The organism is Sphingobacterium sp. LZ11T8 (assembly GCF_024261425.1).
In the GTDB taxonomy this organism is placed as follows: Bacteria; Bacteroidota; Bacteroidia; order Sphingobacteriales; family Sphingobacteriaceae; genus Sphingobacterium.
The window spans coordinates 619553-643959 of sequence record NZ_JANBZY010000001.1 but is presented as its reverse complement, the minus strand read 5'-3'; the positions used below and the strand labels follow the sequence as shown (position 1 = coordinate 643959).

The window sequence follows — 24407 nt, the reverse complement described above, 5'->3', positions numbered from 1 at the left end:
TTTATAAATTTCAACGCCTGAGTTCAATCAATCCCAATTTAACTTCCTAGAGTTAAAGGAAAAGCTATTTCTAAAAGTAAATATTTTTACGTTATTTTGCGCTGTTTAGAATTAGTCTTAATTGTCTTTGCTCAAAAACATCTACATATTACTAATCTTCCTGGGCCTTCCGTTTGTATCATTTGCTCAGTTATTCTCCATTTCTGGTTCCATTAAGGACAGTAAGGGGCAAGCCTTGGGCAATGTAAATATCGAGATTGCGGAGAAACCCAACTTTAGCAGCCTGAGTGATGAACAAGGACTGTTTATTATTCCCAATCTACCTCAGGGCAGCTATCTACTTAAGTTTTCCCATATTGGTTTCAAACCCATTACCCGAACCATAAAGCTCGACAATAATCGTGAAACCCATATTGTTTTCAACCAAGATGAAGTCAATATCGATGAGGTTTATGTCACGGCCAAAGAGTCCAAGAATATAGGTACGAGCTCAATCATCACGAGAGATGCCATACAGCATCTTCAGCCATCAAGCTTTACCGATTTATTGGAACTGCTCCCAGGTGGACAAACCAAGAGTCCAGTCCTTGATCAAGTCAACGGTATCAACCTGAGGACAGCCAATGGCGCTTCCATGTCCGCTTATTCCACAGGTTCCTTGGGAACCATGTTTTCGGTGGATGGAATGCAGCTTAATTCCCAATCCATGGTTGATCCAACTGCAGGATTTGAATTAGGTCAGGGGAGTATGAATAATGGACGTAGCACTGCCAATATTGCTGTGGATATGCGGACCATTGCCACGGATAATATTGAAAAAGTGGAGATTATCCGAGGGATTCCATCCGTAGAGTATGGTAACCTGACTTCAGGTGTTGTCCTGATCGATAGAATTAAAGGTTATGAACCTTGGACTGCAAGAATTAAAGCTGATGGTTTTAGTAAATTGCTCGGAGTTGGTAAAGGCTTCGAATTTGGTTCCTATAAACTGAACATTGATGGCGGTTACCTCAATTCCAGAAGTAATGTCACGGATATCTATAATACCTTCAAAAGAATCAATACTTCCATTAGGGGCGAGAAAACTTGGAACTTAAACAATTATCGTTTCATTTGGAACCATGGACTGGACTTCAATACCACCATTGACAATGAACGATTAGATCCTGATAATGATTATAAACTAACGGATCGCTACAAGAACAATGTGCAGTTCTTCGGTTTCAATAATACCTTCAAACTATTCTCCTCAAATCCTAAATCAACATTCAGGAATGTAACTTTTGGGATTAATGCTAGGCTATCTTCCAACCAGATTGACATGCAAAAGCTGGTGCAGGCAAGGACTGCCACTATTTTGATGAACTCCATGGTTTCAGGAAGCCATGAGGCTATCTTTATGACCCCATCCTATGTAGGAGAATTTAAGTCGGACAGCCGCCCATTGGATATCAACCTTAAGCTTGTAGGGAACTGGAGCTTTAATAGGCTGTTCAAACAACAGGTGAAGGCCGGCCTTGAATATGCCTACGCCAAGAACCTTGGCTTAGGACCACAATATGACCTAGATTTTCCAATCAGCACTTCCATAAATGCCAGACCGAGATCTTTAAGGTCCATTCCGGCCATGAGCAACCTTTCCCTTTTTGCAGAAGACAGGTTCTTTATCAATATAGGAGATCTTCTATTCGAAAATAATCTCGGTGTAAGAGCCTTTAGCTTGACTAACCTAGACAAGGAATATGCCCTGTCAGGTAAGGTATTTGTAGATCCAAGATACAATGGAAGGTTGCATCTTCCACAAATCAGCGTATTTGGAAAGCAATTGAAATCCAATGTCTTCGCGGGATATGGGATCCAGACCTTGGCTCCAAACCAAAATCTACTCTATCCTCAAAACTTCTATCGTGATATCCCGGAACTGGTCTATTATCATAATAACCCAGCATATAGGTTAGCTTGGGCTACGACCAATATTGTCAATCCGGTGAATTATGCTTTGGAAGCAGCGAAAAACATAAAATGGGAAATCGGAACCCAGTTGGATTTCGAAGGGAATACCTTCTCCATTAATTACTTCAATGAAAAGTTGGATAATGGATTTAGGAATATCTCCGTTTTTGATGCTGTTTCCCTAAGAAAATATAATGTCACTTCTGTTGATCCCAATACATTGACAGCGAAACCATCAATTGAAGATTTTACTTATGTTGACCAAGCTGAATTTCATTCTTACACTCAAAACTCAAACGGGAGCATCACGGAAAAGCAAGGACTTGAATACAACTTCAGCTCCAAGCGGATCCAGGGAATCAACACGCGTTTCACAGTAAACGGGGCTTGGTTTCGAACCTTCAATGCCAACAATCAGCCAGTCATGGAGGTAATAAGTCCATTGGAAATTACGGATGGAAAAGTAAGGCAATATGTAGGGGTCTATGCCAATGGCAACACAGGAGGTCATTACGAAAGTTTCAATACCAATCTCACTGCTGACTCCTTTTTACCAAAGTTGGGAATGAACCTGTCGATGAGTGTGCAGAGCTTCTGGTACAAATCCAAGCAATCCTTGTTCAGGGATAACCTGCCAATAGGCTATTTGGACATTGACCAAAACTACCACAACTATACCGAGGCAGATAGAAACGACCCCATCCTGCGCCTATTGGACCGCAAGGTTGATCCATATTTATACAATGAATTTAAGGAGCCTATTGATCTGCTGGTGAATTTTAAAGCGACAAAGGTTATTAAAAATAGGATTAGGGTAGCCATGTTTGTCAACCGGCTCTTTATCTATAAGCCTGATTATTCTCAATATGGTAATCAGTTTATCCGACGTAATAGAGCAGAAGATAACCCTTATTTTGGAATGGAAGTAAATATTAAAATATAATAGATAGAATAGAAATGAAAAATTTAACAAACTTGAAAATGATGATTTTATGCTTGATGCTTTTCGGAATGAGCTCTTGTATGAAAGATGAATTTTTAGAATCTAGATCTGAAGTTTTAATCGAAGTTGATAAGTCAAGTTTGCAAGGTGAATACAAACTCAATAATGTGAGGATCACTTTACAGGAAACAAATACAGAAGTCACTACGGCCGCTACTTTGGTTGAAGGATCTGATACCGCAAAGACTTCCTTGGCTTATGGTACTTATGTTGCGACCCTAGATGGAGACATCGTAATAAAGGTTGGCGATAAAGATAAGGCCATGAAGATTAAAGCACGCAAAGAAGGGATCGTCGTTAATGCTGCCAATACAAGCATTAGCTTAGAAACTTTTCTTTCAGACCCAACAGCAAACTTTGTTTTCAAAGAGATTTTCTTCACCGGAACCTCTACCGAAGCAGGTAAACTGTACAATGGAGATAAGTATTTTATTCTCCATAACAACTCATCAGATACGCTATATGCTGATGGACTGTTTATCGCTCAATCTGATTTCCTAACCGTGACAAAAAGAAACTATACCCCTGATGTCATGAAAGATGCTTTCACTTCCAAACAGATCATCATGATTCCGGGAACTGGAAAACAGTACGCGGTAGCTCCAGGTGCGGATCTGATCATTGCGAACAATGCCATTGACCATACTAAGGTTAATCCGAAATCTTTCGACCTTTCTAAAGCAGATTTCGAGATCGAACTGATCGGTTCCATCAACATTGATAACCCTAGCGTTCCGAATGCAATTAATGTTTCAGGCAATCTTTTGATGCACTCCAATGGCCACCAATCCTATGTCATGGGAAGATTCCCAGAAGGGGTAACCGTTGAGAAATTTAAAACAGATAATGCTTACTCCTATAGCTATATCAGTGAAACCGGTAGAAAAATGAATTTTGATTCCTTTAAGATTCCAAATAGCTACATCACCGATGCGGTCAACGTATCTGCAAAAACCACCTTTGCATGGTTGGTGACCGATAGTTCATTGGATATGGGCTGGACCTACGCAAGCCAAGCTTTAGGCGATGATACGCGTTACGGTAAATCGGTAATCAGAAAGACGATCGGAAACTTGGAAAATGGTAAACCTTATTTGAAGGATACCAATAATTCCTCCGAAGATTTTATGCCTTCCTCAAAAGCACTATTGCTACCATAACATGTTAAGGTACTTATCCACGGTTGTTTTATGCTGCTGTTTTGCTTCTATTAGCAAAGCACAGGATTCCCTGAGCGTAAATTCTTTGGGGATCAAGGAACGTATGGATATCAGCAGGACTTTCCGTAATACTTTATATGAAAGTCCTGCATTAAGACCCTTCCAATACCAACAGTCGTTAACTCCTATTGAACTGTCTTATTTCTCCGACAATAAGGATCGATATACCCTGCAAAGGGGATCCGGAGACCAAGGATTTAGATTCAATACCGAGTCTTACCAAAAAGAAGCTTTTCCCAATATCACCCTTTGGGGAGAGGCTAGCTACGAGAGCAAGAAAATCCAAGACCTCAAGTTCAATGAAACTTCGGATTTTGAGGTCGTGTTCCCGTATTTAACCGCTGACTCTGTAGGTGGCGACCTCAATTCAGAGATGTACCAATTTTCTGGAGGTATGGCCAAAGAGATTGGAAAATGGGTCATCGGGGGAGAAGCTGGCTACAGAGCCAATCTTTCCCATCGTAAAGTGGACCCAAGACCAGAGAACAACAGTAGCAACCTCCATGTTGGATTGGGAGCTTCTTACCAAATCCTACCGCAGTATCTGTTGAGTGCTAACCTGGGATATCAATTCTATAAACAAAGCAACAAATTAACCTTCCTGAGAGAACTGGGGAAACCGCCAGTATATTATATGAATGGATTAGGAGCATATAATAAATTGCTTTCAGGCTTATCTAGTGAAAGTGATGACATCCTATATGAGATGAATGGGTTTGACGGAAAGATTTCCTTCCTTCCCAGATCAGAACATGGTTTTTTTATTGAAGCAGGTTTATCTCAAAAGAATGGTAATCGAAAATTATCCGCATCCCGTAGAAATGCCAATGATTGGACTGACCAGATCATCTCTGGAAAAATCGGCTATCTCCATAGAACAAAGGATTGGAAATACGGTGGAAATGCCTCCATGGAGTTGCAAACCAGAAAAGGAGTCGAAAGCCTATTCCATAATGATGGATCTTCCCAGGGTCTTATTAAGATTTCTGAAATATCTTCTTACCGCTATTATCATTTCAGTTACCACCTCGAGGCAATTGTAGGAAAAGCAGACTGGACCATTAAGCCTTATGCGGATTTTACCCAATTTAAGGAACAATATGTCAACCCTTTCAGTGAACAACTGGCTGATATGCTGAATATTGGCGTTGAGGGGCAGTATTTATGGGATTTAAAGAGCGGTTTATTTGGAATTAGTTTAAATTTGCAGAAGCAGAAACTGTTGAAAAGCAGATCCCAGTTCAATGGTGTCAAGCAAGGGACTGGAATTGCGGATATGCTGCAAGAGAACTATAACTACCTAACAGCCGAACCTTTCTCCATCGGAGCTCGTGCAAGGTATGATTTTGTAGCAGCAAAGCAGATCAAACCTTTTGTGCAGGCAGAGGCGCTTTCGGCTACTGAAATAAAACAGAAGTATTATTCGTTGACCATAGGGTTGATGTTTTAGAGTTAGAGATGAAAAAAGTATTAGCGATCGGGTTTATTTTGGGAATGTGCATTCTGAGCACAGCTTTTCTGAGTGATAAAGGGATTCAAGATTTGCGAAGCCTTTACAGCAAGCCAATCAGTGAGTGGCCAAAACCAACCATTGACTCTGGCGTGAAATATGAAGAGTTCAAATCTCTTCCAAAAATCGATACCAGCTATTTTTCCTTAATGGAACAGCCTAAGGTGAAACTGGGCAAGTTCCTTTTCTTTGACCCTATCCTATCGGGTTCGAACCAGATTTCATGCAGCTCTTGCCATAATCCCCAAACGTACTTTGGAGACCATTCCACCGTACCTGTAGGGCATGACCATCTCGTTGGAAATAGAAATTCCATTTCCTTGATGAATGTTGGCGAGCGCAAAACCATGTTTTGGGACGGTAGAGCCCATTCCCTTGAAGAACAAGCGCTGAGCCCAATTGAAGCACATAATGAAATGGCCATGGACCTGACTAAACTGGTCCCTAAACTGAAAGCTATCCCCGAATACAAAAAACTATTCAAAGAGGCTTTTGGCGATGAGGATTTCTCAATGCCTGAAATCATGAGCGCCCTTGCTACCTTCCAACGCACGATTACAAGTAAAAGAAGTAGGTTTGACGAATTCTTAGATGGAAAATACGAGGCCTTGAATGATGATGAGATTGCAGGATTGCACTTGTTCCGTACCAAAGCCCGCTGTATGAACTGCCATAACGGGCAGTACTTTACGGACGAAGATTTTCATAATATCGGACTGACCTATTACAAAAGAAAATATGAGGATTTAGGGCGTTATGAAGTGACCAAAGACCCTAAAGATGTCGGAAAGTTCAGAACACCATCCTTGAGAGATGTAATGAATACGAATCCTTGGATGCATAATGGTCTGTTCGATAATATTATCGGTGTGATCAATATGTATAACTCTGGGATGGCCATGAACAACCCTAGAAATGCAGAACAGGAGGCGGATCCGATGCACCCTAGGATTGACCCATTGATGAAGAAACTGGATCTGAGCAAAGAGGAAATCCGTCAGGTTGCCGCATTTTTGGACGCGATAACGGCCACTAAATATCGCATGCCGAGACCTGAAAAATTACCGCGATAATATTGTAACTATTTCATAAGAAATCGTTTTTCTTTGGATTAGAGGGCTCATTTTCATGAGTTTTGCCTAACTTTGGAGGTTATGCAAAAAACTGCTATTCATACTCCAAAAACCCATATCCAAATAAAAGGCGCCCGTGTCAACAATCTGAAGAATATCGATGTCGATATTCCTAAAAACCAACTTGTTGTCATTACAGGGATGTCAGGATCCGGAAAATCTTCCCTCGCATTCGATACACTTTATGCTGAAGGCCAACGCCGGTATGTAGAAAGCTTGTCTTCCTATGCCAGACAGTTTATGGGCCGTATGAACAAGCCTGATGTAGACTACATCAAAGGCATTGCTCCGGCTATCGCGATCGAGCAAAAGGTCATCTCAAGTAATCCCAGATCTACTGTGGGAACCTCCACCGAGATCTACGATTACCTTAAATTGTTGTTCGCAAGAATTGGAAAGACCATTTCGCCAGTTTCTGGAGAAGTAGTGAGCAAAGATACCGTCAGCTCCATTGTGGATAAACTGTCGGCCTATCACGATGACACAACCATCACCATTTATAGCCCCCTTATCCCTAGTAATAACAGAAAACTGAAGGAAGAACTTTCACTTTTGCTGCAAAAGGGATTTGTCCGTGTAAAATACAACGATTCCATCCATAAGATCGAAACCATCATTGAAGATAAAGCGGTATCCAACGCCAACTTTAAGGAAGGAGAAGTCTATATCGTGATCGATAGGGTTCGCTTGGACCATGAAGATGATACCATCAATCGTCTCGCCGATTCTGTACAAACCGCTTATTTCGAAGGAAAGGGTGAATGTGAGATTCAGGTTGATGAGGAACTGTTTCATTTTTCAGACAAGTTTGAGCTTGATGGAATAACCTTTGAAGAGCCTACCCCAAACTTTTTCAGTTTCAATAATCCTTATGGGGCATGTAAACGTTGTGAAGGCTATGGAAAGATCATTGGTATCGATCCAGATCTAGTCATTCCAGATAAAAGCCGCTCGATATTCGATGGAGCCATTGCTCCTTGGCGCGGCGAGAAAATGGGCGCGTGGTTGGATAAATTGGTGCGTACGGCCATAAAATTTGATTTTCCTATCCATCGTGCCTATAGTGACCTGACCAAGGCTCAACAAGAGTTACTTTGGAAAGGAAATAAATATTTTAGGGGCTTGAACGATTTCTTTGCGGAATTGGAAGAGCAGACCTATAAGATCCAATATAGGGTGATGCTCTCCAGATATCGGGGGAAAACCGACTGTCCTGAATGTAAAGGGACCAGACTGCGTAAGGATGCATCTTATGTAAAGATCAATGGACATTCCATTACCGATGTGGTTTTGTTGCCTCTAAGTGAAGCTTTGGAGCTGTTCCAAAACCTGAAACTTTCAGAGAGCGAAGCAATCATCGCCAAACGCTTATTGGCCGAGATCGTGAATCGTCTGCAGTTCCTGTGTGATGTAGGCCTGAGCTATCTTACCCTGAACCGCTTGAGCAATAGCCTTTCAGGAGGTGAATCTCAACGTATCAACCTAGCCACTTCTTTGGGATCGTCCCTAGTGGGGTCCATTTATGTATTGGATGAGCCTAGTATAGGTTTGCACCCTCGGGATACCCAAAAATTAATCGGGGTGCTGAAGTCCCTTCGCGATGCCGGCAATACCGTAATTGTGGTGGAGCATGAGCAAGAAATGATGGAAGCAGCAGATTACCTGATCGATATTGGTCCTGAAGCAGGGATCAATGGCGGCGAACTGGTATTTGCAGGAACCTATCAAGAAATCTTGAAGGATAAAAAAAGCTTGACTGGTGAATATCTTCATGGAGATCTTTCTATTGTCGTTCCTGAAAAAAGGAAGAAATGGAATGAAGCCATCCGTGTGAATGGTGCCCGAGAAAATAACCTGAAAGGGATAACCGTAGATTTTCCATTGAATGTGTTTACCGTTGTTTCTGGTGTTTCAGGCTCCGGTAAGACTTCCTTGGTCAAAAGGATCCTTTATCCAGCCCTACAGAAAGCCATAGGCTCCTATTCAGGCGAACAAACAGGTCTATATGATGGAATCGAAGGCGCAATAGATCAGATCGAACAGGTAGAAATGGTCGATCAAAATCCGATCGGAAGGTCCACACGTTCAAATCCGGTTACTTATGTCAAAGCTTGGGATGAAATCAGGGCCTTGTATTCCTCATTGCCAGCAGCCAAAGCTAATGGCTTGAAACCATCTGCCTTTTCTTTCAATGTGGAGGGCGGTAGATGTGAGGTCTGTCAGGGAGAGGGTGTAGTAAAGATCGAGATGCAATTTATGGCGGATATCATCCTACCATGTGAGGCCTGTGATGGTAAGCGCTTTAAACAACATGTTTTGGATGTTCAGTATAAAGAGAAATCGGTATCTGATATCTTAGATTTAAGTGTGGATGAAGCTATTGAATTCTTTGCAGATCAACCTAAGATATTGAACAAGCTGGGACCTTTACAAGAGGTAGGATTGGGCTATGTGAAATTGGGACAGTCTTCAAGTACGCTTTCAGGTGGTGAGGCCCAAAGGATCAAACTTGCCTCCTTCCTGATCAAAGGAAATAACCAAAAGAAAACCATGTTTATTTTCGATGAACCGACAACCGGACTGCATTTCCATGATATCAGCAAGCTGTTAAAAGCTTTCAATGCGCTGATTGCACAAGGAAATACCGTATTGGTCATCGAACATAACTTAGATATGATCAAATCTGCCGATTGGGTAATCGATATCGGTCCGGAAGGTGGAGACAAGGGCGGAAACATTGTCTTTGCCGGAACGCCGGAAGATTTGGTCAAAGAGAAAGACTCTTATACGGGTGATTTTTTAAAACGTCACCTAAATTTTAAACCCTAAAATTTAATAATAATGTATAGAAAGTTAAGTATTTCTATGTTGTTCTTATGCTTCTGCACCCTGCTTTCGGCACAGGTGGAGCGGCCGAAGTTAGTGGTAGGCCTGATGGTGGACCAAATGCGTTGGGATTATCTGTACCGTTTTGCGGATCGATACGGGAATGATGGTTTCAAGCGCTTGCTACGTTATGGTTTTTCATGTGAAAATGCCATGATCAACTATGTCCCGACCTTCACGGCTATCGGTCATAGTTCGGTTTATACTGGAAGTGTGCCTTCCATTCACGGCATTGCAGGAAATGACTGGATAGAACAACAAACAGGTACTTCCATGTATTGTACCCAAGATGATGCGGTAGAAGGTGTGGGAACAGCGGAAAAAGAAGGTAAACAGTCTCCTAGAAACTTGTTGGCTTCTACAGTTACGGATCAATTGAAATTAGCGACCAATTTTCATTCTAAGGTAATCGGTATTGCGATCAAGGATAGGGGCGGAATCCTACCTGCTGGTCACTTTGCCGATGCTGCTTATTGGTTTGAAGCTAAGTCCGGAGATTGGATCAGCTCAACCTATTACATGGAAAAACTTCCTCAGTGGGTAGACGGCTTTAATAAACAAAAGCTTGCTGATAAATACCTGAAACAAGATTGGAACACTTTATATCCTATCGATACTTACAAAACCAATAGCATCGATGATGATAATGTATATGAAGGGAAGTGGGCTGGCGAAGAAACGGCAGCTTTCCCAAGAAAGACTTCTTTGTTGATGAAGGATGCCGGTTATGAATTGATCAAATCTACCCCATACGGAAATACCCTTACCCTAGATTTTGCGAAGGAAGCCATCAAAAATGAGAAGCTTGGTAAAAACCCTCAGAATGCTACAGATTTTCTTGCAGTAAGTCTATCTGCTACGGATTATGTCGGTCACCGTTATTCGCTATCTTCTGTGGAAATCGAAGATATTTACCTTCGTCTAGATCAAGAATTGGCAAAATTCTTTAAATACCTGGATGAAACCGTAGGTAAAGGTAATTATACATTTTTCTTGACAGCAGACCATGCTGCTTCCTATAACTCTCGTTATTTCATGGATATGCGCGGTAATGGTGGTTATTTCTTTTCGAGACAATTGCAAAGAAATATGAACGATGAGCTGAAAGAGGAATTTGGAAAGGACAATTTGATCATCAGTTTAATGAACTACCAAGTTCACTTGAACTATGCTGAAATCGAAAACTCAAAGTTGGATGAGGAGAAAATCAAGAAATCCATCATCAAGATGCTGAGACATGAAGACGGTGTGGCATATGTCGTGGACATGGAAGGCGGAGAAAACATGATGGTACCTACCGAAATCCGCGAAAAAATCATCAATGGATATAACCGCAAACGTAGTGGTGCCATTCAGATCATCACCGAACCGCAATGGTATGACGGTACGCCTCGCTCTACGGGAACTACCCATGGTACATGGACCCCTTACGACTCGCATATACCATTGGTGTTTATGGGCTGGGGTATCACACCAGGCAAGACCAATAAAGTCGTTCACATTACGGATATTGCGCCTACACTGTCCTCTTTGCTTCATGTTATGGAGCCCAATGGGTCTATCGGCCAGCCGATTGTAGACGTATTGCAGAAATAGCTTTATTTTTTATACTTTTGAAAGGTAAGACCAGATCGGTTTGATATGCTATCGAAGAAAACGAAATACGCGATAAAAGCCCTAATGGTATTAGGCAGAAACTATGGGAAAGAACCCATGCAGATCGGCAAGATTGCTGAAGAAGAATGTATCCCCAAAAAGTTCCTAGAACAGATCTTGTTGGAAATGCGTAACGCAGGTATTCTTTATTCCAAAAAAGGTGCAGGTGGTGGCTACAGCTTGAACAAAGCTCCTGAAGACATCTACCTATCGCAGGTCATGCGCCTTATCGATGGTCCCATTGCCCTATTGCCATGTGTCAGCTTGAATTTCTATCGTTCTTGTGAAGAATGTGTGGAAGAACATGCCTGCGGCATCAGAGATACCTTTATCGAAGTGAGAAATGCCATGCTGCAGATCTTAAATGATACCAGTATCTCGAATTTAATCAATAAAGAAAAGGAACTGAACCTAGAAGTAGGTAAGGATTAAATTTCATAAAGCTCCAAAGGAAGCCCATCTGGATCGGTGAAAAAAGTAAATTTCTTATTGCTTGTTTCATCAATACGGATGGGCTCTGTTTTTATCCCCTCCTTATTCAATTCTTCCACCTGTTTTTCTATATCCTCCACCTTGAAAGCGAGATGTCTCAGTCCTCGTGCCTCTGGATAACTTGGCCTATCCGCAGGATTGGGAAATGAGAACAATTCAATGATATATTCGCCCTGAAGGGCTAGATCCAATTTATAGGAATCTCGCGCCTCTCTATAGGTTTCCTGTAAAATGGTCAAACCTAACACTTCTGTGTAAAATGCCTTGGAAACAGCATAGTCCCTACAGATAATGGCTATATGGTGAACGCCCTTAAGCTCTAGCATTAGAGTACCTCCATTAATTTTTCAAAGGCCATACCTCTTGATGCCTTCAACAGGATCATAAAGTCTTCCAAAGGATGTTCCTGAAGATCTTTTTTCAGCTCATCTGTGCTAGCAAAGTAACTCGCTTCGTCATCCTTCAAAGCATAAAAGGCCTTGCCGACAAAGATCAAACGATCTAATTTCAGACTCTTTGCCTTTTCGATTACCTTTCGGTGTTCGATTTCACTCTGATCTCCCATTTCAAACATGTCACCTAAGATTGCAACTTTACGGTCAGCCTGGATAACATCCAGATTGCCCAATGCTGCAGCCATGCTGCTGGCATTTGCATTGTAATAATCTGCAATGATGGTATTCTTGTCTGTTTTGGTAATTTGCGAACGGTTGTTCTGTGGAACGTAGTTTGCCAAGCCATCATTGATCTGTTCGGTACTCAACCCAAAGGTTTTTCCAAGTGCCACAGCGGCCAGCATGTTCTCTATATTGTAGGCTCCGGTCAGATGTGTCTTTACTTCCTGTCTATCCTCTTCCCCATTCGTGTTCCAAAATATGGTCAGGTAAGGGTCGGCAACGACCAAACCACCCTGAACATCATTCCCTTCGGAAAAACCATAGTGGATGACGTTCTGAAGGCCTCTGTCTGCGGCCATCTGCATCAGGTATTCATTATCGCCCTGAACGTAGATCTGGCCCTGATGGTCGCGAAGAAAATCATAGAGTTCACCTTTGGCTTTCATGACTCCTTCGAATGAGCCGAATCCTTCCAGGTGCGCTTTGCCGACATTGGTAATGAAACCATGGGTAGGTTGGGAAATCCCACATAAAAAGGCGATTTCACCCACATGGTTTGCTCCCATCTCCACGATGGCGATTTCAATATCTTCAGTAAGCGAAAGGATGGTCAAAGGCACACCGATATGGTTGTTCAGGTTGCCCTTTGTGGCATAGCTGTTGAATTTCTGCGAAAGGACACTGTTCAACAGTTCCTTGCTCGTTGTCTTGCCGTTGGTACCTGTGATGCCGATGAATGGCATTTTTAAATGTTTCCTGTGGAACCTCGCTAAATCCTGCAAGGTGCTCAATACATCATCTACCAAGATATAGGCCGGATCTTCCTTGTAAAAATTGCTGTCATCAATGATCACGTATTTTGCGCCAGCAGCCAAGGCTTGGTCCGCAAAACTATTGCCATTGAAGTTGTCGCCCTTCAGCGCAAAAAACAGACAGTCCTTGCTGATAAGACGGGTGTCTGTACAAACTTTTGGGAATTCTTTATAAATCTGGTAGAGTTGAGCTATTTGCATCACATTTAAATTTAAACAAAGGTAAGCATGCAGTTTTAAAATAAAATAAGGAATTAAAAATGAATATTGGGCTTCGGATTTTACTTTGGTCTTATTCGAGACACATTCGGAAAATTCGGAATGTGTCTCGAATAAGACCAAAAGAATAGTAAATAAATATTGCAGGTTTGTGCAAAAAGAAAGGGCAGCTGTTCAAGCTACCCCTCTATTTTTTTAGAACCATATCTTATAGAGATAGGATCTCTACGATACGAGTAAGATTCTCGTTTACTTTATCGATATGCTTGATGGCCTTGTTGAACGGGGTAAATTGGACGTTTCCGCAGATTAAGCCTGCCATTTCAGCCTTACGGCCTTCAATAAGCCCCTCTACGGCAGCAACTCCTAAGCGGCTTGCCAATACACGGTCCATACAGGTTGGTGAACCACCACGCTGGATGTGGCCTAAGATCGAAAGACGTACATCGTAGGCAGGAAAGTTCGCTTGGATCTTTTCTGCTACGACCATTCCACCCTCTTTATCCCCTTCAGCAACAATGATAATTCGGGAAGATTTGTTTTTTCTGGTTTTGTCAAGGCGCTTCATGATCGCATCATAATCTACCTCCAACTCAGGGATTAGAACCGCTTCGGCACCTGTACTGATACCTGAACGCAAAGCGATCAGTCCAGAGTCCCTACCCATTACTTCTACGACAAATAGACGGTCATGGGATTCTGCTGTATCTCTGATTTTATCGACAGCCTCTACCACCGTATTGATCGCTGTGTCATATCCGATGGTAAAATCTGTACCATTTAGGTCATTGTCGATCGTGCCGGGCATTCCGATGATCGGAATGTCAAACTCTTCGATAAATTTGGAAGCTCCGGTAAACGTACCGTCACCACCAATTACGACCAAAGCGTCGATATTATGTTTCTTAAGGTTTTCATAAGCTTGCTTCCTACCCTCTACGGTACGGAATTCATCGCTTCTTGCAGTTTTAAGGATGGTGCCACCACGTTGGATAATGTTGGCAACGGATTTAGCGTCCATTGGAGTAATATCTCCTTGTACCATTCCGTCATATCCTCTACGGATACCAAACATATTTTTACCGTGATAGATTCCTGTTCTGATAACTGCACGAATTCCTGCATTCATGCCGGGGGAGTCTCCTCCGGACGTCAATACTGCGATGTTGTTAATGTTGCTCATAGTTCAAATATACCGAAATACTTATTTTTTGTGTATTAAATTGTTAGAAAGCCTATTTCTTTGCCTTATAAGCATCAATTGCCGATTGCAGATATGCTCTGTAGCTTTCGATGTTATAGTTGGCACCACTGGTAGGAACCAATAGTTCTTCATTGTTATCTAACATTGCGTATAACGGTTGTGAGTTTGAGTTGAATTTAGAAATCTGGAAATCCGTGTTCTTTCTGCCGACGGTGTTGATTTTCTTGCCTGTAGTTTCAGAAACGAACTGTTCAGCTTCAGGTAATTTCAAATCGTAGTCATCCACATAAAGTTCGGCAAGGATAAAGTTTTCATTGATCATTTGCTTGATCCCTGGGTCAGACCATACGTCAGCTTCCATTTTTCTACAGTTTACACAGTTCCAGCCTGTAAAGTCTACCAATAAAGGTTTGTCCTGCGCTTTTGCTGCGGCTAATGCTTCATCGTAATCATAATATGGATCCATTCCCTTGATTGTAGCACGATCATGGAAGTGGTTGAAATATTTACGGCTTGTGGCATCTGCTGAAATAGCATGTCCTCCTCCAGTTTGTGTTCCAGCGGAGATGTCAAAATCCTGCGTACCGATGGGAGGTAAGAAAGCGGCGATTGATTTCAATGGCGCTCCCCACATGCCTGGGATCATATAGACCACAAAAGAAAAGACCAGGATGGAAATGACCGTCCTCGGAACGGACATGTATTTTAGATCGCTATCATGTGCAAACTTGATCTTTCCAATTAGGTATAGTCCCATCAATCCAAAGATCACGATCCACAATGCCAGGAATACCTCGCGGTCAAGGAATTGCCAGTTGTAAGCTAGGTCGACATTTGAAAGGAATTTCAAAGCCAGGGCCAATTCCAAGAAACCAAGTACCACCTTTACGCTATTTAACCAACCGCCAGATTTGGGCATGGATTTCAATAGGGCAGGGAACATGGCAAACAATACAAATGGAATCGCCAATGCGAATGAAAATCCAAACATGGCAATGGCAGGGCCTAAGCGGTCGCCTTTAACGGCAGCATTTACCAATACCGTTCCGATGATCGGACCGGTACAAGAAAAGGATACCACGGCTAAACTGGCTGCCATAAAGAAGTAGCCGATCATACCACCTTTGTCGGATTTTTCATCGATCTTATTGACAAATTTGCTCGGCAAGGTGATTTCAAATGCTCCAAAGAATGATGCTGCAAAGAAGACGAGCATCAAGAAAAAGAAGAAGTTGAACACCCCATTGGTCGAAAGGGCGTTAAGCGCCTCAGGACCGAATGCGATGGTAATCAGCATTCCTAAAGCCACATAGATTACAATGATAAACAAGCCATAGGTTAGGGCTTGGGATACTGCCTGTAATTTAGAGGCTGATTTTTTCGTGAAGAAACTAACGGTCAAAGGAACCATCGGGAAGATACAAGGCATCAAGAATGCCAGGAAACCACCTAGGAGCCCTTCGATGAAAATCCCCCATAGGGAAGTGCTTTCGGATTGTCCGTCTGAAGATACGACCGTTGGACTAACTGCTGTGCTATCCGTCGCAGATGCAGAAGTGTCGGTTCCATCGGAAAACTCTACATCACCAAAGTCCGTGATCAAGCTATCGCCCGAACTGCTTTCTTCTTGGCCAGAGCTAAATTCAACGTCTTCAATATTGATAAGTGTATCTTGGGAAATTCCTTTTAGGGGAGTTATTGCTATAAGAAATAGCCAACTTAAGGCTATTAAGGCATTTTTTAAGCTAAACATATTTGATTATTATCGGGATAAATTAAGAAAAAGGCAGGGGTTATCCTGCCTTTTGGTTTCTTTCTTTATTGATTTGTTACTTGATTGTAACTGCAAATTCGTACTCATCTGGTGGTAAACAACGCTCTTTATCACAAGCCATAAATGTTGCTACACCTTTAACCGTAGTTGGTTTGTTGTTTGCCAATTTTACTTTTTGTTGGAATACAACTTCTCCGTTATAGTAAGGGACATTCATTTTGAACACGTCCTCAAACTTCGTTTTTGGCTCTTTAGCTGCTGGTTTTCCAGTGATCTTTGCTCCATTTGCAGGAGTAAAGGTAAATGAAGTAGAAATTGGGCCTCCGGAAGGTACGTTCAATCCGTAAATATGCCAGCCTTGTTCTACATTGGCTTTTAATAAGATAACAGCTTCATTGTTAGGAAGTTTCTTAAAGCCTACTGACCATTTTACAGGGTTTACCACCTGAGCAAATGTCCCAGATACGGCAAACACTAAAAATGCAATTAATAGATTTATTTTTTTCATAAATAACCGTTTTATTCTTATGTATGACTAATTTATGTCCATAAAGTTTAATTCAAAGTTAGTATTATCTCCAATATTTAATGTAGATGTAATGATTTTATTGCATTATAAATACAACTTCCTTGAAATAATAACGACGCTCTTCATCTTCGACATTCAGGATTAATCCGCCGTTTTCTTCCACCCTGAGTAAGGTGGCCTCAAAAACCTGATTATGGGCGGCATATTTTGCGGGCTCTCCCCGTCTGAATAGCTGTTGGTTATATGTTTGCAATAGATCCGCATCTGTTATCTTATTGGATCGATACTCTTCCACTCTTTGCTGAATTTGTAACAAGAGGTTAATACATGCTGTTTTTAGGTCAGGAATAAAAAGCCCGGTCTCATTAAATATAGAACTGGCGCTGTCCATGAGCTCGCCAAAAAATTGCTTTTGGTTGACATTCACGCCGATGCCTATTACTGACTGCTTGATTTCACGGCTATTGCTGCTGTTTTCTATTAAGATTCCTGTTACCTTTTTATCTCCTAACATGATATCATTTGGCCATTTGATACTGGCCTTGACCGAAAGGGATTTTAGCCAATCGACTATTCCCAGGCTGATTAACATGTTCAGTATGAAGTGTTTTTGAAGATTTAGGAAGGTTGGGTACAGGACGAAACTGAAGGTGATATTGCTGTTTGGTTCGGATAACCAAGAGTTATCGCGTTGACCACGGCCTTGGGTCTGGTTTTTTGCCATAATGGCAGTCCATTCGGCTAGTGGCTTGAAATTTGACAATTGAGATTTCAAATAATCATTGGTAGAGCCGATCTCGTCCAAAACAATTAGTGTTTGGCGTAGTGATTCTCCCGAAAATGTGTTATTTTGCAAAAGATATTATATTAAAAAATAGTTTGAAACAATTTATTAGTCAAAAGTATAATAAATCTTAATGAGTAAAAACAAAAAATCTTTGTTGTCAGAGAAGCTAGCAGATGTGGTGATCCATGGGATGCAGGAGAAAAAAGGCAACGAAATCGTGAGGATGGATATGCGAGAGGTGAACGGCACCTTGTCTGACTATTTTGTAATCTGCCATGCTGATTCTACGGTTCAAGTAAACGCGATAGCCAAGAGCGTTGAAGATGAAGTTTATAAAGCATTTGGCCAAGACCCATGGCATAAAGAAGGCCAGGGCAACGGCGAATGGATTCTGCTTGATTTTATCGATGTAGTAGTTCATATCTTTAAAACAGATAAGCGGGAGCATTATAGGATAGAGGACCTGTGGGGGGATGCGCACATGAGCAAATACCAGAGCGCATAATAATTGTTGTGAAACGTAGAATAAGAGTAATAAATGAAGAAAGTTCCGAGTAAGAAGATTACGCCAATGCCACCGAAATTTAATATGATCTGGCTTTGGATTGCGATGATCGTAGGGTTTTTTGGACTTCAATACTTGTTTAGTGGAGAGTCATCGAAGAAAATTACCTACAAGGAGTTCGAACAAACCATGCTTATCCCTGGGGATGTTGAAAAGCTCGTTGCCTATAAAAGCAATGACCTGATCGATGTCGAAGTTTATATAAAAAGCGATAGATTAGACCAAGAGAAATACAAAAACATTTCCAGTAGTCCTAACAACCTATCTTTTTCTAATTCGACAGGACCCCAATTTCAATTTACAGAACCATCAGCAGAGATTCTTGAGCAGAAGTTAAAAGCTTCTCAAGACAGTTTGGCAGTTGGTCAACCAAAAATTGGTGTGACCTATGAAGATAGAACCAATCCATGGGCAGGATGGTTTATTTCATTCATGTTGCCATTGCTGATCATTGTTGTGATTTGGATCTTCCTGATGCGCCGTATGAACGGTGGAGCAGGAGCTGGTGGAGGTGCCATTTTTAATATTGGTAAATCCAAAGCCCAATTGTTTGACAAAGAATCGCAGATCAATATCACCTTTAATGATGTAGCCGGATTAGAAGAGGCTAAGGAAGAGGTGATGGAGATCGTGGATTTCCTAAAGAATCCTAAAAAATATACTGATTTGGGAGGTAAGATTCCGAAGGGAGCCTTATTGGTAGGCCCTCCGGGAACAGGTAAGACTTTATTGGCGAAAGCAGTAGCCGGTGAAGCACAAGTACCTTTCTTCTCCTTGTCAGGTTCAGACTTCGTAGAAATGTTTGTCGGAGTAGGTGCATCTCGTGTACGCGACTTGTTCAAACAGGCGAAGGAAAAGGCTCCATGTATCATCTTTATTGATGAGATTGATGCAATTGGTAGGGCCCGTGGAAAGAATTCCATTATGGGTGGGAATGATGAACGTGAGAATACATTGAACCAATTATTGGTGGAAATGGATGGTTTCGGTACCAACGTAGGGGTTATTATCCTTGCTGCAACCAACCGTCTGGATGTATTGGACTCGGCTTTATTGCGTCCGGGACGTTTCGATAGACAGATCTCTATCGACAAACCAGACTTGATAGGTCGTGAACAGATCTTTAATGTTCACTTGAAACCATTGAAACTTGCCGAAGAGGTAGATGCGAAGAAATTATCGGCGCAGACTCCTGGATTCGCAGGTGCTGAAATTGCCAACGTTTGTAATGAGGCCGCTTTGATCGCTGCACGTAAGAACAAAAAAGCAATTGAAATGCAAGACTTCCAAGATGCGATTGACCGTGTTATCGGTGGTCTGGAGAAAAAGAATAAGATTATCTCTCCTGAAGAGAAGAAAATCGTGGCTTACCACGAGGCTGGACATGCGATCGCAGGTTGGTTCTTGGAACACGCAGATCCTTTGGTTAAGGTATCTATCGTTCCTCGCGGTGTTGCTGCGTTAGGATATGCACAGTACCTTCCAAAAGAACAGTTCCTATACACTACCGAGCAATTGATTGACAGTATGTGTATGACCATGGGTGGTCGTGTTGCTGAGGATATCACATTTGGTAGAATCAGTACCGGTGCGCAGAACGACTTGGAACGTATTACTAAATTGGCCTATGCCATGACTGCGGTCTATGGTATGAACCATAAGGTAGGTAATGTTTCTTTCAGGGACAGTTCTGGCGATAGCCAATTCCAGAAACCTTATTCGGATCAAACAGCTGAGCTGATCGATGATGAAGTAAGGGTATTGATCTCCGAAGTTTACGACAGAACGAAGCAGTTGTTGTTGGATAAACAAGATGGCTTGGTGAAGATTGCTGAGAAACTATTGGAGAAAGAGATCTTGTTCCAGACTGATTTGGAAGAGATCTTAGGAAAACGCCCTTTCAGCAATAAAACGACTTATGACGAGTTTGTCAATGGCGGTGCTGATGGTGGTGGGGTTCCACAGACTGATTTGCCGATTCCTACAACCGATAGAGAAGAAGTTCAATCGTCTAACGAGGAGCCGAAACAATTAGATTCAGAATAAAAATTATTAAAATAAAGTAACAGACAGGACTTTCAGTCCTGTTTGTTTTTATATTATGAATATCAGGAATACGACAGCGAAAGAGAAAATGCTGAAGAAAATTCGGCAGGCACTTCTTCAAAAAAGGGAGAACCCTCATCCTATGTTTGAAGAAACGGCTTTGTACAAAGATGAGGAAGATTCATTGGATGTGACTTTTGCTAGGGAATTCACCCAGATGTCCGGTAAATTTATTTACTGCGATGGGGAAATCAACCTGATCGAAAACCTGATTATCCTGGTGGAAAAGATCAATATCAGTAAGATCTTTGTTTGGGAGAAGCCGCTTCAACAGATGTTGGATCAATACGGATTCCCTTTCCGGAAGTCGCAGCAGGCTTTGGATGAAATTGAAGCAAGTATCACTACCTGTGAGTCTTTGATTGCCAGAAATGGAAGCATCATGATCTCCAATGCATCAGAGTCAGGCCGTAGACTGAGCGTATACCCTCCAGTACATATTGTCATTGCCAGGACTTCCCAATTGGTTATGGATGTTAAACATGCCATGGCTCAAATCAAGGAAAAGTATGGCGATGAACTACCAACCATGATTACCACCATTACAGGGCCAAGTCGAACCGCTGATATCGAGAAGAGATTGGTGTTAGGCGCACATGGACCTAAAGAGCTCTATTTATTTTTACTAGAAGACCGTTTTTAGATGATACTACATTCCCTTACCGCTACTCCTGTGGCTAGTTTGATTTTTGCCCTTACTATCGGTTTAAGTATTTATGTCTTTTCTAATCCGCAGTGGTTTGGAAAACTGATGTTACATCCCTATTCGGTTTCTCGAGATAAAAGTAAATGGTACCTGATCCTGACCAGTGGATTGATCCATAAGGATTGGATGCACCTGATCTTTAATATGATCACCTTCTATTACTTTGGATTTGGACTTGAGCAGATCTTTGTAGAAATCAGTGGTCCTATGGGGCACTTATTATTCGCCTTGCTCTATATTATATCATTGATCTTGAGCGATATCCCTACGGTCATTCGCCAAAAAGATAATTATGGCTACCATAGCCTGGGAGCATCTGGCGCAATCAGTGCCGTGCTGTTCAGTTATATTCTCTTCAATCCAAAGATGATGCTTGGTATCTTTATGATTATTCCAATGCCAGCCTATATTTTCGCTTTTGTGTATTTGGGATATTGTATCTGGGCTTCCAAGAATTCTAACGATGGAATCAACCATGATGCTCACTTGTTTGGGGCTCTAACGGGATTGCTGTTTACCATAATTGCCTATCCTTGGATCATTAAACATTTTATAGCACAGTTCTAAGGGTTTCTTTTACATGTTGTCCATCAATAGGACATTAAACTTGTGCCCATCAGGATCTGAGAATGCAAATCCATAATAGTTGTTTTCATCTCTTATAAGCGGTTGGATAATCTGTCCGCCAGCCTCCTTTACCATCCCTTCGAATTCCTGTACTTCTTTCTCCGTATCAGCCGAAAGTGTAAAAATAATACCATCGGTATTGGTTCCTGATGGGATATATTTGTCAATTTGACCGGTCCCATCCTCGAAAAAATGTATGACAAAATTGTTCTCTCCAAAAAAGAAGCTGGCCAATTTAAGGTCCGTGCTTTTGGGAGGGGTATTGGATACAAAGCCTAGCCTGCTATAGAATTCATGCGTGCGTTTTGCGGACTTAACACTATAATTTGCCCATATAAGTTTTGGATTCATGGTTATGTTTTATTTAGGAACACATGGGAGGATTTTTCGTTTTTCACTATCCTAAATTCTTGTCATAGGGCAAGTTTTAGAAAGGATTAATCTGATAAATTAGATCATTAAATAAAAGAAGCTATGAAAGATACATTGGAAGCTAAGGTAAAGGTAAAAGGGAGTAAGGAGAAAGTTTGGGAGCTGTGGACAAAAGAGGAGTATGTAAAGATATGGAACGTTCCATTCCAGGATTGGCATTGTCCCAAGGTAATCAATGACATGCGAACAGGTGGGACTTTTGATTTCAGAATGGAAAAAAAAGATGGTTCGGAAGGATTTAATTATAAGGGCGGCTATACTTTGGTCATTCCATTTGATCGGATTGAGCTCTTGCAGGTGAATGGCCGGAAGTCGACAGTGCATTTCACGGAGCAGGACGGGGATACTACTGTCATAGAGCAATTTGAACCAGAAGAAAATACCGAACTAAGATTGCAACAAGAGTTTTGTCAATCCGTTTTGGACAAGTTTAAGGCTTTTGCGGAAGGGAATCTAAAGGGGTAGGCTGGATTGGCCTAGCCCGTCCAATTTTCTCTATCCAAACTTCTTAACTGAATGGCTTCAGCTAGATGTTCATTACTGATTTCGATAGCTCCTTCGAGGTCAGCTATGGTCCTAGCCACCTTTAGGATTCGGTCATAGGATCTCGCTGAGAGATTGAGCCTTTCCATCGCCATTTTAAGGAGCCGTCTGCCGCCTTCGTCAATAATGCAGGTTTCCTGGATATTCCTAGCTCTCATCTGGGCATTACTATGGATATTGGGTTGCTTTTTAAAACGCTGTTCTTGAATTTTACGAGCTTTGATGACCCTTTCCCGTACATCCTCACTTTTCTCAGCAGATTTATGGCTACTCAGTTCATTAAATTCGACTGGGGTGACTTCAATATGGATGTCTATCCTATCCAATAAAGGTCCGGAAATTTTACTGATGTATTTCTGTACAGCATAAGACCCACAGATACAACGTCTGCTGGGATGGTTGTAAAAGCCACATGGGCAGGGATTCATGGAAGCAATCAGCATAAAGCTGGCAGGGTAATCAACGCTGAACTTGGACCTTGAAATGGTAATAGACCTGGATTCCAAAGGCTGACGCATGACTTCAAGTACAGAACGCTTAAACTCCGGCAATTCATCCAGGAATAAAACCCCGTTATGCGCCAAGGAGATTTCTCCAGGCTGCGGATGCGACCCACCGCCAACAAGTGCGACATCGGAAATAGTATGATGAGGTGATCGGAAGGGACGGATGGTCATCAAAGAGGTTGAGCTAGGTAATTGACCTGAAACGGAATGTATCTTGGTGGTCTCGAGGGATTCATCAACGGTTAATGGTGGTAGGATTGTCGGCAACCTTTTCGCAAGCATCGTCTTTCCAGCTCCTGGAGGACCAATCAATATGACATTGTGACCTCCGGCAGCAGCGATTTCCAATGCCCTTTTAATGTTTTCCTGACCCTTGACGTCCGCAAAATCCAAATCGTAACTGTTCATCAGCTTCTTAAAGCGATCGTTGATATTTACAAGGGTGGGGATGATAGGCAGGGTTCCTTGTACAAACTGTACAGCTTCATTAAAGGAACTTATTCCATAGACCTCGATTCCAGCAACAATTGCAGCTTCTTCTGCGTTTTCTATGGGTAAGATGATACCATGAAAGCCATCTTGCTTTGCCTGAAGGGCGATTGATAAGACCCCTTTAACCGGATGTATCTTTCCGTCTAAAGATAATTCCCCAAGAATGACATATTTATTAAGACGGTCAGGGATAACTTGCCTTGAGGCTGCTAATACGCCCATTGCAATGGCTAGGTCATAGGAAGACCCTTCTTTGCGGATGTTGGCGGGAGCTAAATTGATGATGATCTTTTGCCGGGGCATATAGAAACCATTTGACAATATGGCGCTTTCTACTCTTTGAATACTTTCTTTGACAGCGTTGTCAGGAAGTCCGACGATATAGTAATTAATTCCTGGGGTAACATTGACTTCCACGGTTATGCTCGTTGCATTTATCCCGAAGACAGCACTGCAGTAGGTTTTTACCAACATTTTAACGATATTTAATATCACTAAAAGTAAATAAATTATGTATAAAACAAATGATGTTTGGTTAATGCTAACAATTTCTTAAATTTTACTGAATTACAATAGGTGTAATGTAGCCTGAAATTGACGGGATTGGCTAAATTTTTAATAAATAAAACGATTCG

20 protein-coding genes are annotated in these 24407 nt (G+C 41.7%); 12 read left to right on the top strand and 8 right to left on the bottom strand.

What is annotated here, in order from left to right:
* Positions 1-121 precede the first annotated feature (121 nt).
* The 7 genes from NLF99_RS02745 to NLF99_RS02715 all read left to right on the top strand — a co-directional run bounded on the left by NLF99_RS02745 (position 122) and on the right by NLF99_RS02715 (position 11793).
* Complete coding sequence (locus tag NLF99_RS02745; RefSeq protein WP_254526641.1) at positions 122-2896, top strand: carboxypeptidase-like regulatory domain-containing protein; 2775 nt, start codon at positions 122-124, stop codon at positions 2894-2896.
* 14 nt (positions 2897-2910) lie between these two features.
* Complete coding sequence (locus tag NLF99_RS02740; RefSeq protein ID WP_254526640.1) at positions 2911-4116, top strand: DUF4876 domain-containing protein; 1206 nt, start codon at positions 2911-2913, stop codon at positions 4114-4116.
* A 1-nt stretch (position 4117) separates the two neighbouring features.
* On the top strand, positions 4118-5626 hold the full coding sequence (locus NLF99_RS02735) for a DUF6850 family outer membrane beta-barrel protein (protein WP_254526639.1): 1509 nt from the start codon (positions 4118-4120) through the stop codon (positions 5624-5626).
* A gap of 8 nt (positions 5627-5634) precedes the next feature.
* Positions 5635-6759, top strand: coding sequence for a cytochrome-c peroxidase (locus tag NLF99_RS02730; protein ID WP_254526638.1), 1125 nt, complete (start codon positions 5635-5637; stop codon positions 6757-6759).
* 81 nt (positions 6760-6840) lie between these two features.
* Positions 6841-9648, top strand: a complete 2808-nt coding sequence (gene uvrA / locus NLF99_RS02725; RefSeq protein WP_254526637.1) for an excinuclease ABC subunit UvrA — start codon at positions 6841-6843, stop codon at positions 9646-9648.
* 12 nt (positions 9649-9660) lie between these two features.
* The gene (gene pafA / locus NLF99_RS02720; protein WP_254526636.1) at positions 9661-11301 is read left to right on the top strand and encodes an alkaline phosphatase PafA; all 1641 of its coding nucleotides are present in this window, start codon (positions 9661-9663) and stop codon (positions 11299-11301) included.
* A gap of 45 nt (positions 11302-11346) precedes the next feature.
* The gene (locus tag NLF99_RS02715) at positions 11347-11793 is read left to right on the top strand and encodes an Rrf2 family transcriptional regulator (RefSeq protein WP_254526635.1); all 447 of its coding nucleotides are present in this window, start codon (positions 11347-11349) and stop codon (positions 11791-11793) included.
* On the opposite strand, the gene NLF99_RS02710 is transcribed toward NLF99_RS02715, so the two are convergent.
* The 6 genes from NLF99_RS02710 to NLF99_RS02685 form a co-directional block, all read right to left on the bottom strand.
* Positions 11790-12179, bottom strand: coding sequence for a VOC family protein (locus tag NLF99_RS02710; RefSeq protein WP_254526634.1), 390 nt, complete (start codon positions 12177-12179; stop codon positions 11790-11792). The genes NLF99_RS02715 and NLF99_RS02710 overlap by 4 nt on opposite strands.
* Positions 12179-13483 carry a UDP-N-acetylmuramoyl-tripeptide--D-alanyl-D-alanine ligase gene (murF, locus tag NLF99_RS02705; RefSeq protein ID WP_254526633.1) on the bottom strand — a complete coding sequence of 435 codons (1305 nt, stop codon included), beginning with the start codon at positions 13481-13483 and terminating at the stop codon, positions 12179-12181. The genes NLF99_RS02710 and murF overlap by 1 nt, the downstream gene beginning before the upstream one ends.
* Before the next feature lie 226 nt (positions 13484-13709).
* Positions 13710-14684 carry a 6-phosphofructokinase gene (pfkA, locus tag NLF99_RS02700; protein ID WP_185212936.1) on the bottom strand — a complete coding sequence of 325 codons (975 nt, stop codon included), beginning with the start codon at positions 14682-14684 and terminating at the stop codon, positions 13710-13712.
* Between the two features lie 52 nt (positions 14685-14736).
* Positions 14737-16458 (bottom strand): protein-disulfide reductase DsbD, encoded by a 1722-nt coding sequence (locus tag NLF99_RS02695; RefSeq protein WP_254526632.1) that lies wholly within the window; start codon positions 16456-16458, stop codon positions 14737-14739.
* A gap of 76 nt (positions 16459-16534) precedes the next feature.
* Complete coding sequence (locus NLF99_RS02690; protein ID WP_185212938.1) at positions 16535-16987, bottom strand: protein-disulfide reductase DsbD domain-containing protein; 453 nt, start codon at positions 16985-16987, stop codon at positions 16535-16537.
* A gap of 97 nt (positions 16988-17084) precedes the next feature.
* Entirely contained in the window at positions 17085-17864 is a 780-nt protein-coding gene (locus NLF99_RS02685; RefSeq protein ID WP_254526631.1) for a biotin--[acetyl-CoA-carboxylase] ligase, read from the bottom strand.
* Between the two features lie 61 nt (positions 17865-17925).
* On the opposite strand from NLF99_RS02685, the gene rsfS reads away from it, so the two are divergent.
* Genes rsfS through NLF99_RS02665 form a run of 4 tightly spaced genes read left to right on the top strand, consistent with a single transcriptional unit; the run spans position 17926 to position 21739 of the window.
* On the top strand, positions 17926-18300 hold the full coding sequence (gene rsfS / locus NLF99_RS02680) for a ribosome silencing factor (protein ID WP_093101305.1): 375 nt from the start codon (positions 17926-17928) through the stop codon (positions 18298-18300).
* Positions 18301-18333: 33 nt separating this feature from the next.
* Positions 18334-20406, top strand: coding sequence for an ATP-dependent zinc metalloprotease FtsH (gene ftsH, locus NLF99_RS02675; RefSeq protein WP_254526630.1), 2073 nt, complete (start codon positions 18334-18336; stop codon positions 20404-20406).
* 55 nt (positions 20407-20461) lie between these two features.
* Complete coding sequence (locus tag NLF99_RS02670) at positions 20462-21109, top strand: LUD domain-containing protein (protein WP_254526629.1); 648 nt, start codon at positions 20462-20464, stop codon at positions 21107-21109.
* A complete protein-coding gene (locus tag NLF99_RS02665; RefSeq protein ID WP_185212942.1) occupies positions 21110-21739 on the top strand; it encodes a rhomboid family intramembrane serine protease in 630 nt (209 codons plus the stop codon).
* A gap of 9 nt (positions 21740-21748) precedes the next feature.
* Here the strand turns inward: NLF99_RS02665 and NLF99_RS02660 are convergent, their stop codons facing one another.
* Positions 21749-22150 carry a VOC family protein gene (locus NLF99_RS02660; protein ID WP_254526628.1) on the bottom strand — a complete coding sequence of 134 codons (402 nt, stop codon included), beginning with the start codon at positions 22148-22150 and terminating at the stop codon, positions 21749-21751.
* Positions 22151-22273: 123 nt separating this feature from the next.
* Here NLF99_RS02660 and NLF99_RS02655 point away from each other — a divergent pair, with 123 nt between their 5' ends.
* Positions 22274-22696 (top strand): SRPBCC domain-containing protein, encoded by a 423-nt coding sequence (locus NLF99_RS02655; protein ID WP_254526627.1) that lies wholly within the window; start codon positions 22274-22276, stop codon positions 22694-22696.
* A gap of 11 nt (positions 22697-22707) precedes the next feature.
* Here NLF99_RS02655 and NLF99_RS02650 read toward each other — a convergent pair whose 3' ends face one another.
* Complete coding sequence (locus NLF99_RS02650; RefSeq protein ID WP_254526626.1) at positions 22708-24246, bottom strand: YifB family Mg chelatase-like AAA ATPase; 1539 nt, start codon at positions 24244-24246, stop codon at positions 22708-22710.
* Between the last annotated feature and the right edge of the window lie 161 nt (positions 24247-24407).

Coding starts and splice junctions, on each gene's coding strand:
- NLF99_RS02710 (WP_254526634.1), bottom strand. CDS start 12,179: ATGCTAGAGCTTAAGGGCGTTCACCATATAGCCATTATCTGTAGGGAC.
- NLF99_RS02650 (WP_254526626.1), bottom strand. CDS start 24,246: ATGTTGGTAAAAACCTACTGCAGTGCTGTCTTCGGGATAAATGCAACG.
- NLF99_RS02655 (WP_254526627.1), top strand. CDS start 22,274: ATGAAAGATACATTGGAAGCTAAGGTAAAGGTAAAAGGGAGTAAGGAG.
- NLF99_RS02660 (WP_254526628.1), bottom strand. CDS start 22,150: ATGAATCCAAAACTTATATGGGCAAATTATAGTGTTAAGTCCGCAAAA.
- NLF99_RS02670 (WP_254526629.1), top strand. CDS start 20,462: ATGAATATCAGGAATACGACAGCGAAAGAGAAAATGCTGAAGAAAATT.
- ftsH (WP_254526630.1), top strand. CDS start 18,334: ATGAAGAAAGTTCCGAGTAAGAAGATTACGCCAATGCCACCGAAATTT.
- NLF99_RS02695 (WP_254526632.1), bottom strand. CDS start 16,458: ATGTTTAGCTTAAAAAATGCCTTAATAGCCTTAAGTTGGCTATTTCTT.
- NLF99_RS02740 (WP_254526640.1), top strand. CDS start 2,911: ATGAAAAATTTAACAAACTTGAAAATGATGATTTTATGCTTGATGCTT.
- NLF99_RS02730 (WP_254526638.1), top strand. CDS start 5,635: ATGAAAAAAGTATTAGCGATCGGGTTTATTTTGGGAATGTGCATTCTG.
- NLF99_RS02735 (WP_254526639.1), top strand. CDS start 4,118: ATGTTAAGGTACTTATCCACGGTTGTTTTATGCTGCTGTTTTGCTTCT.
- murF (WP_254526633.1), bottom strand. CDS start 13,483: ATGCAAATAGCTCAACTCTACCAGATTTATAAAGAATTCCCAAAAGTT.
- NLF99_RS02715 (WP_254526635.1), top strand. CDS start 11,347: ATGCTATCGAAGAAAACGAAATACGCGATAAAAGCCCTAATGGTATTA.
- rsfS (WP_093101305.1), top strand. CDS start 17,926: ATGAGTAAAAACAAAAAATCTTTGTTGTCAGAGAAGCTAGCAGATGTG.
- NLF99_RS02665 (WP_185212942.1), top strand. CDS start 21,110: ATGATACTACATTCCCTTACCGCTACTCCTGTGGCTAGTTTGATTTTT.
- uvrA (WP_254526637.1), top strand. CDS start 6,841: ATGCAAAAAACTGCTATTCATACTCCAAAAACCCATATCCAAATAAAA.
- NLF99_RS02690 (WP_185212938.1), bottom strand. CDS start 16,987: ATGAAAAAAATAAATCTATTAATTGCATTTTTAGTGTTTGCCGTATCT.
- pfkA (WP_185212936.1), bottom strand. CDS start 14,684: ATGAGCAACATTAACAACATCGCAGTATTGACGTCCGGAGGAGACTCC.
- pafA (WP_254526636.1), top strand. CDS start 9,661: ATGTATAGAAAGTTAAGTATTTCTATGTTGTTCTTATGCTTCTGCACC.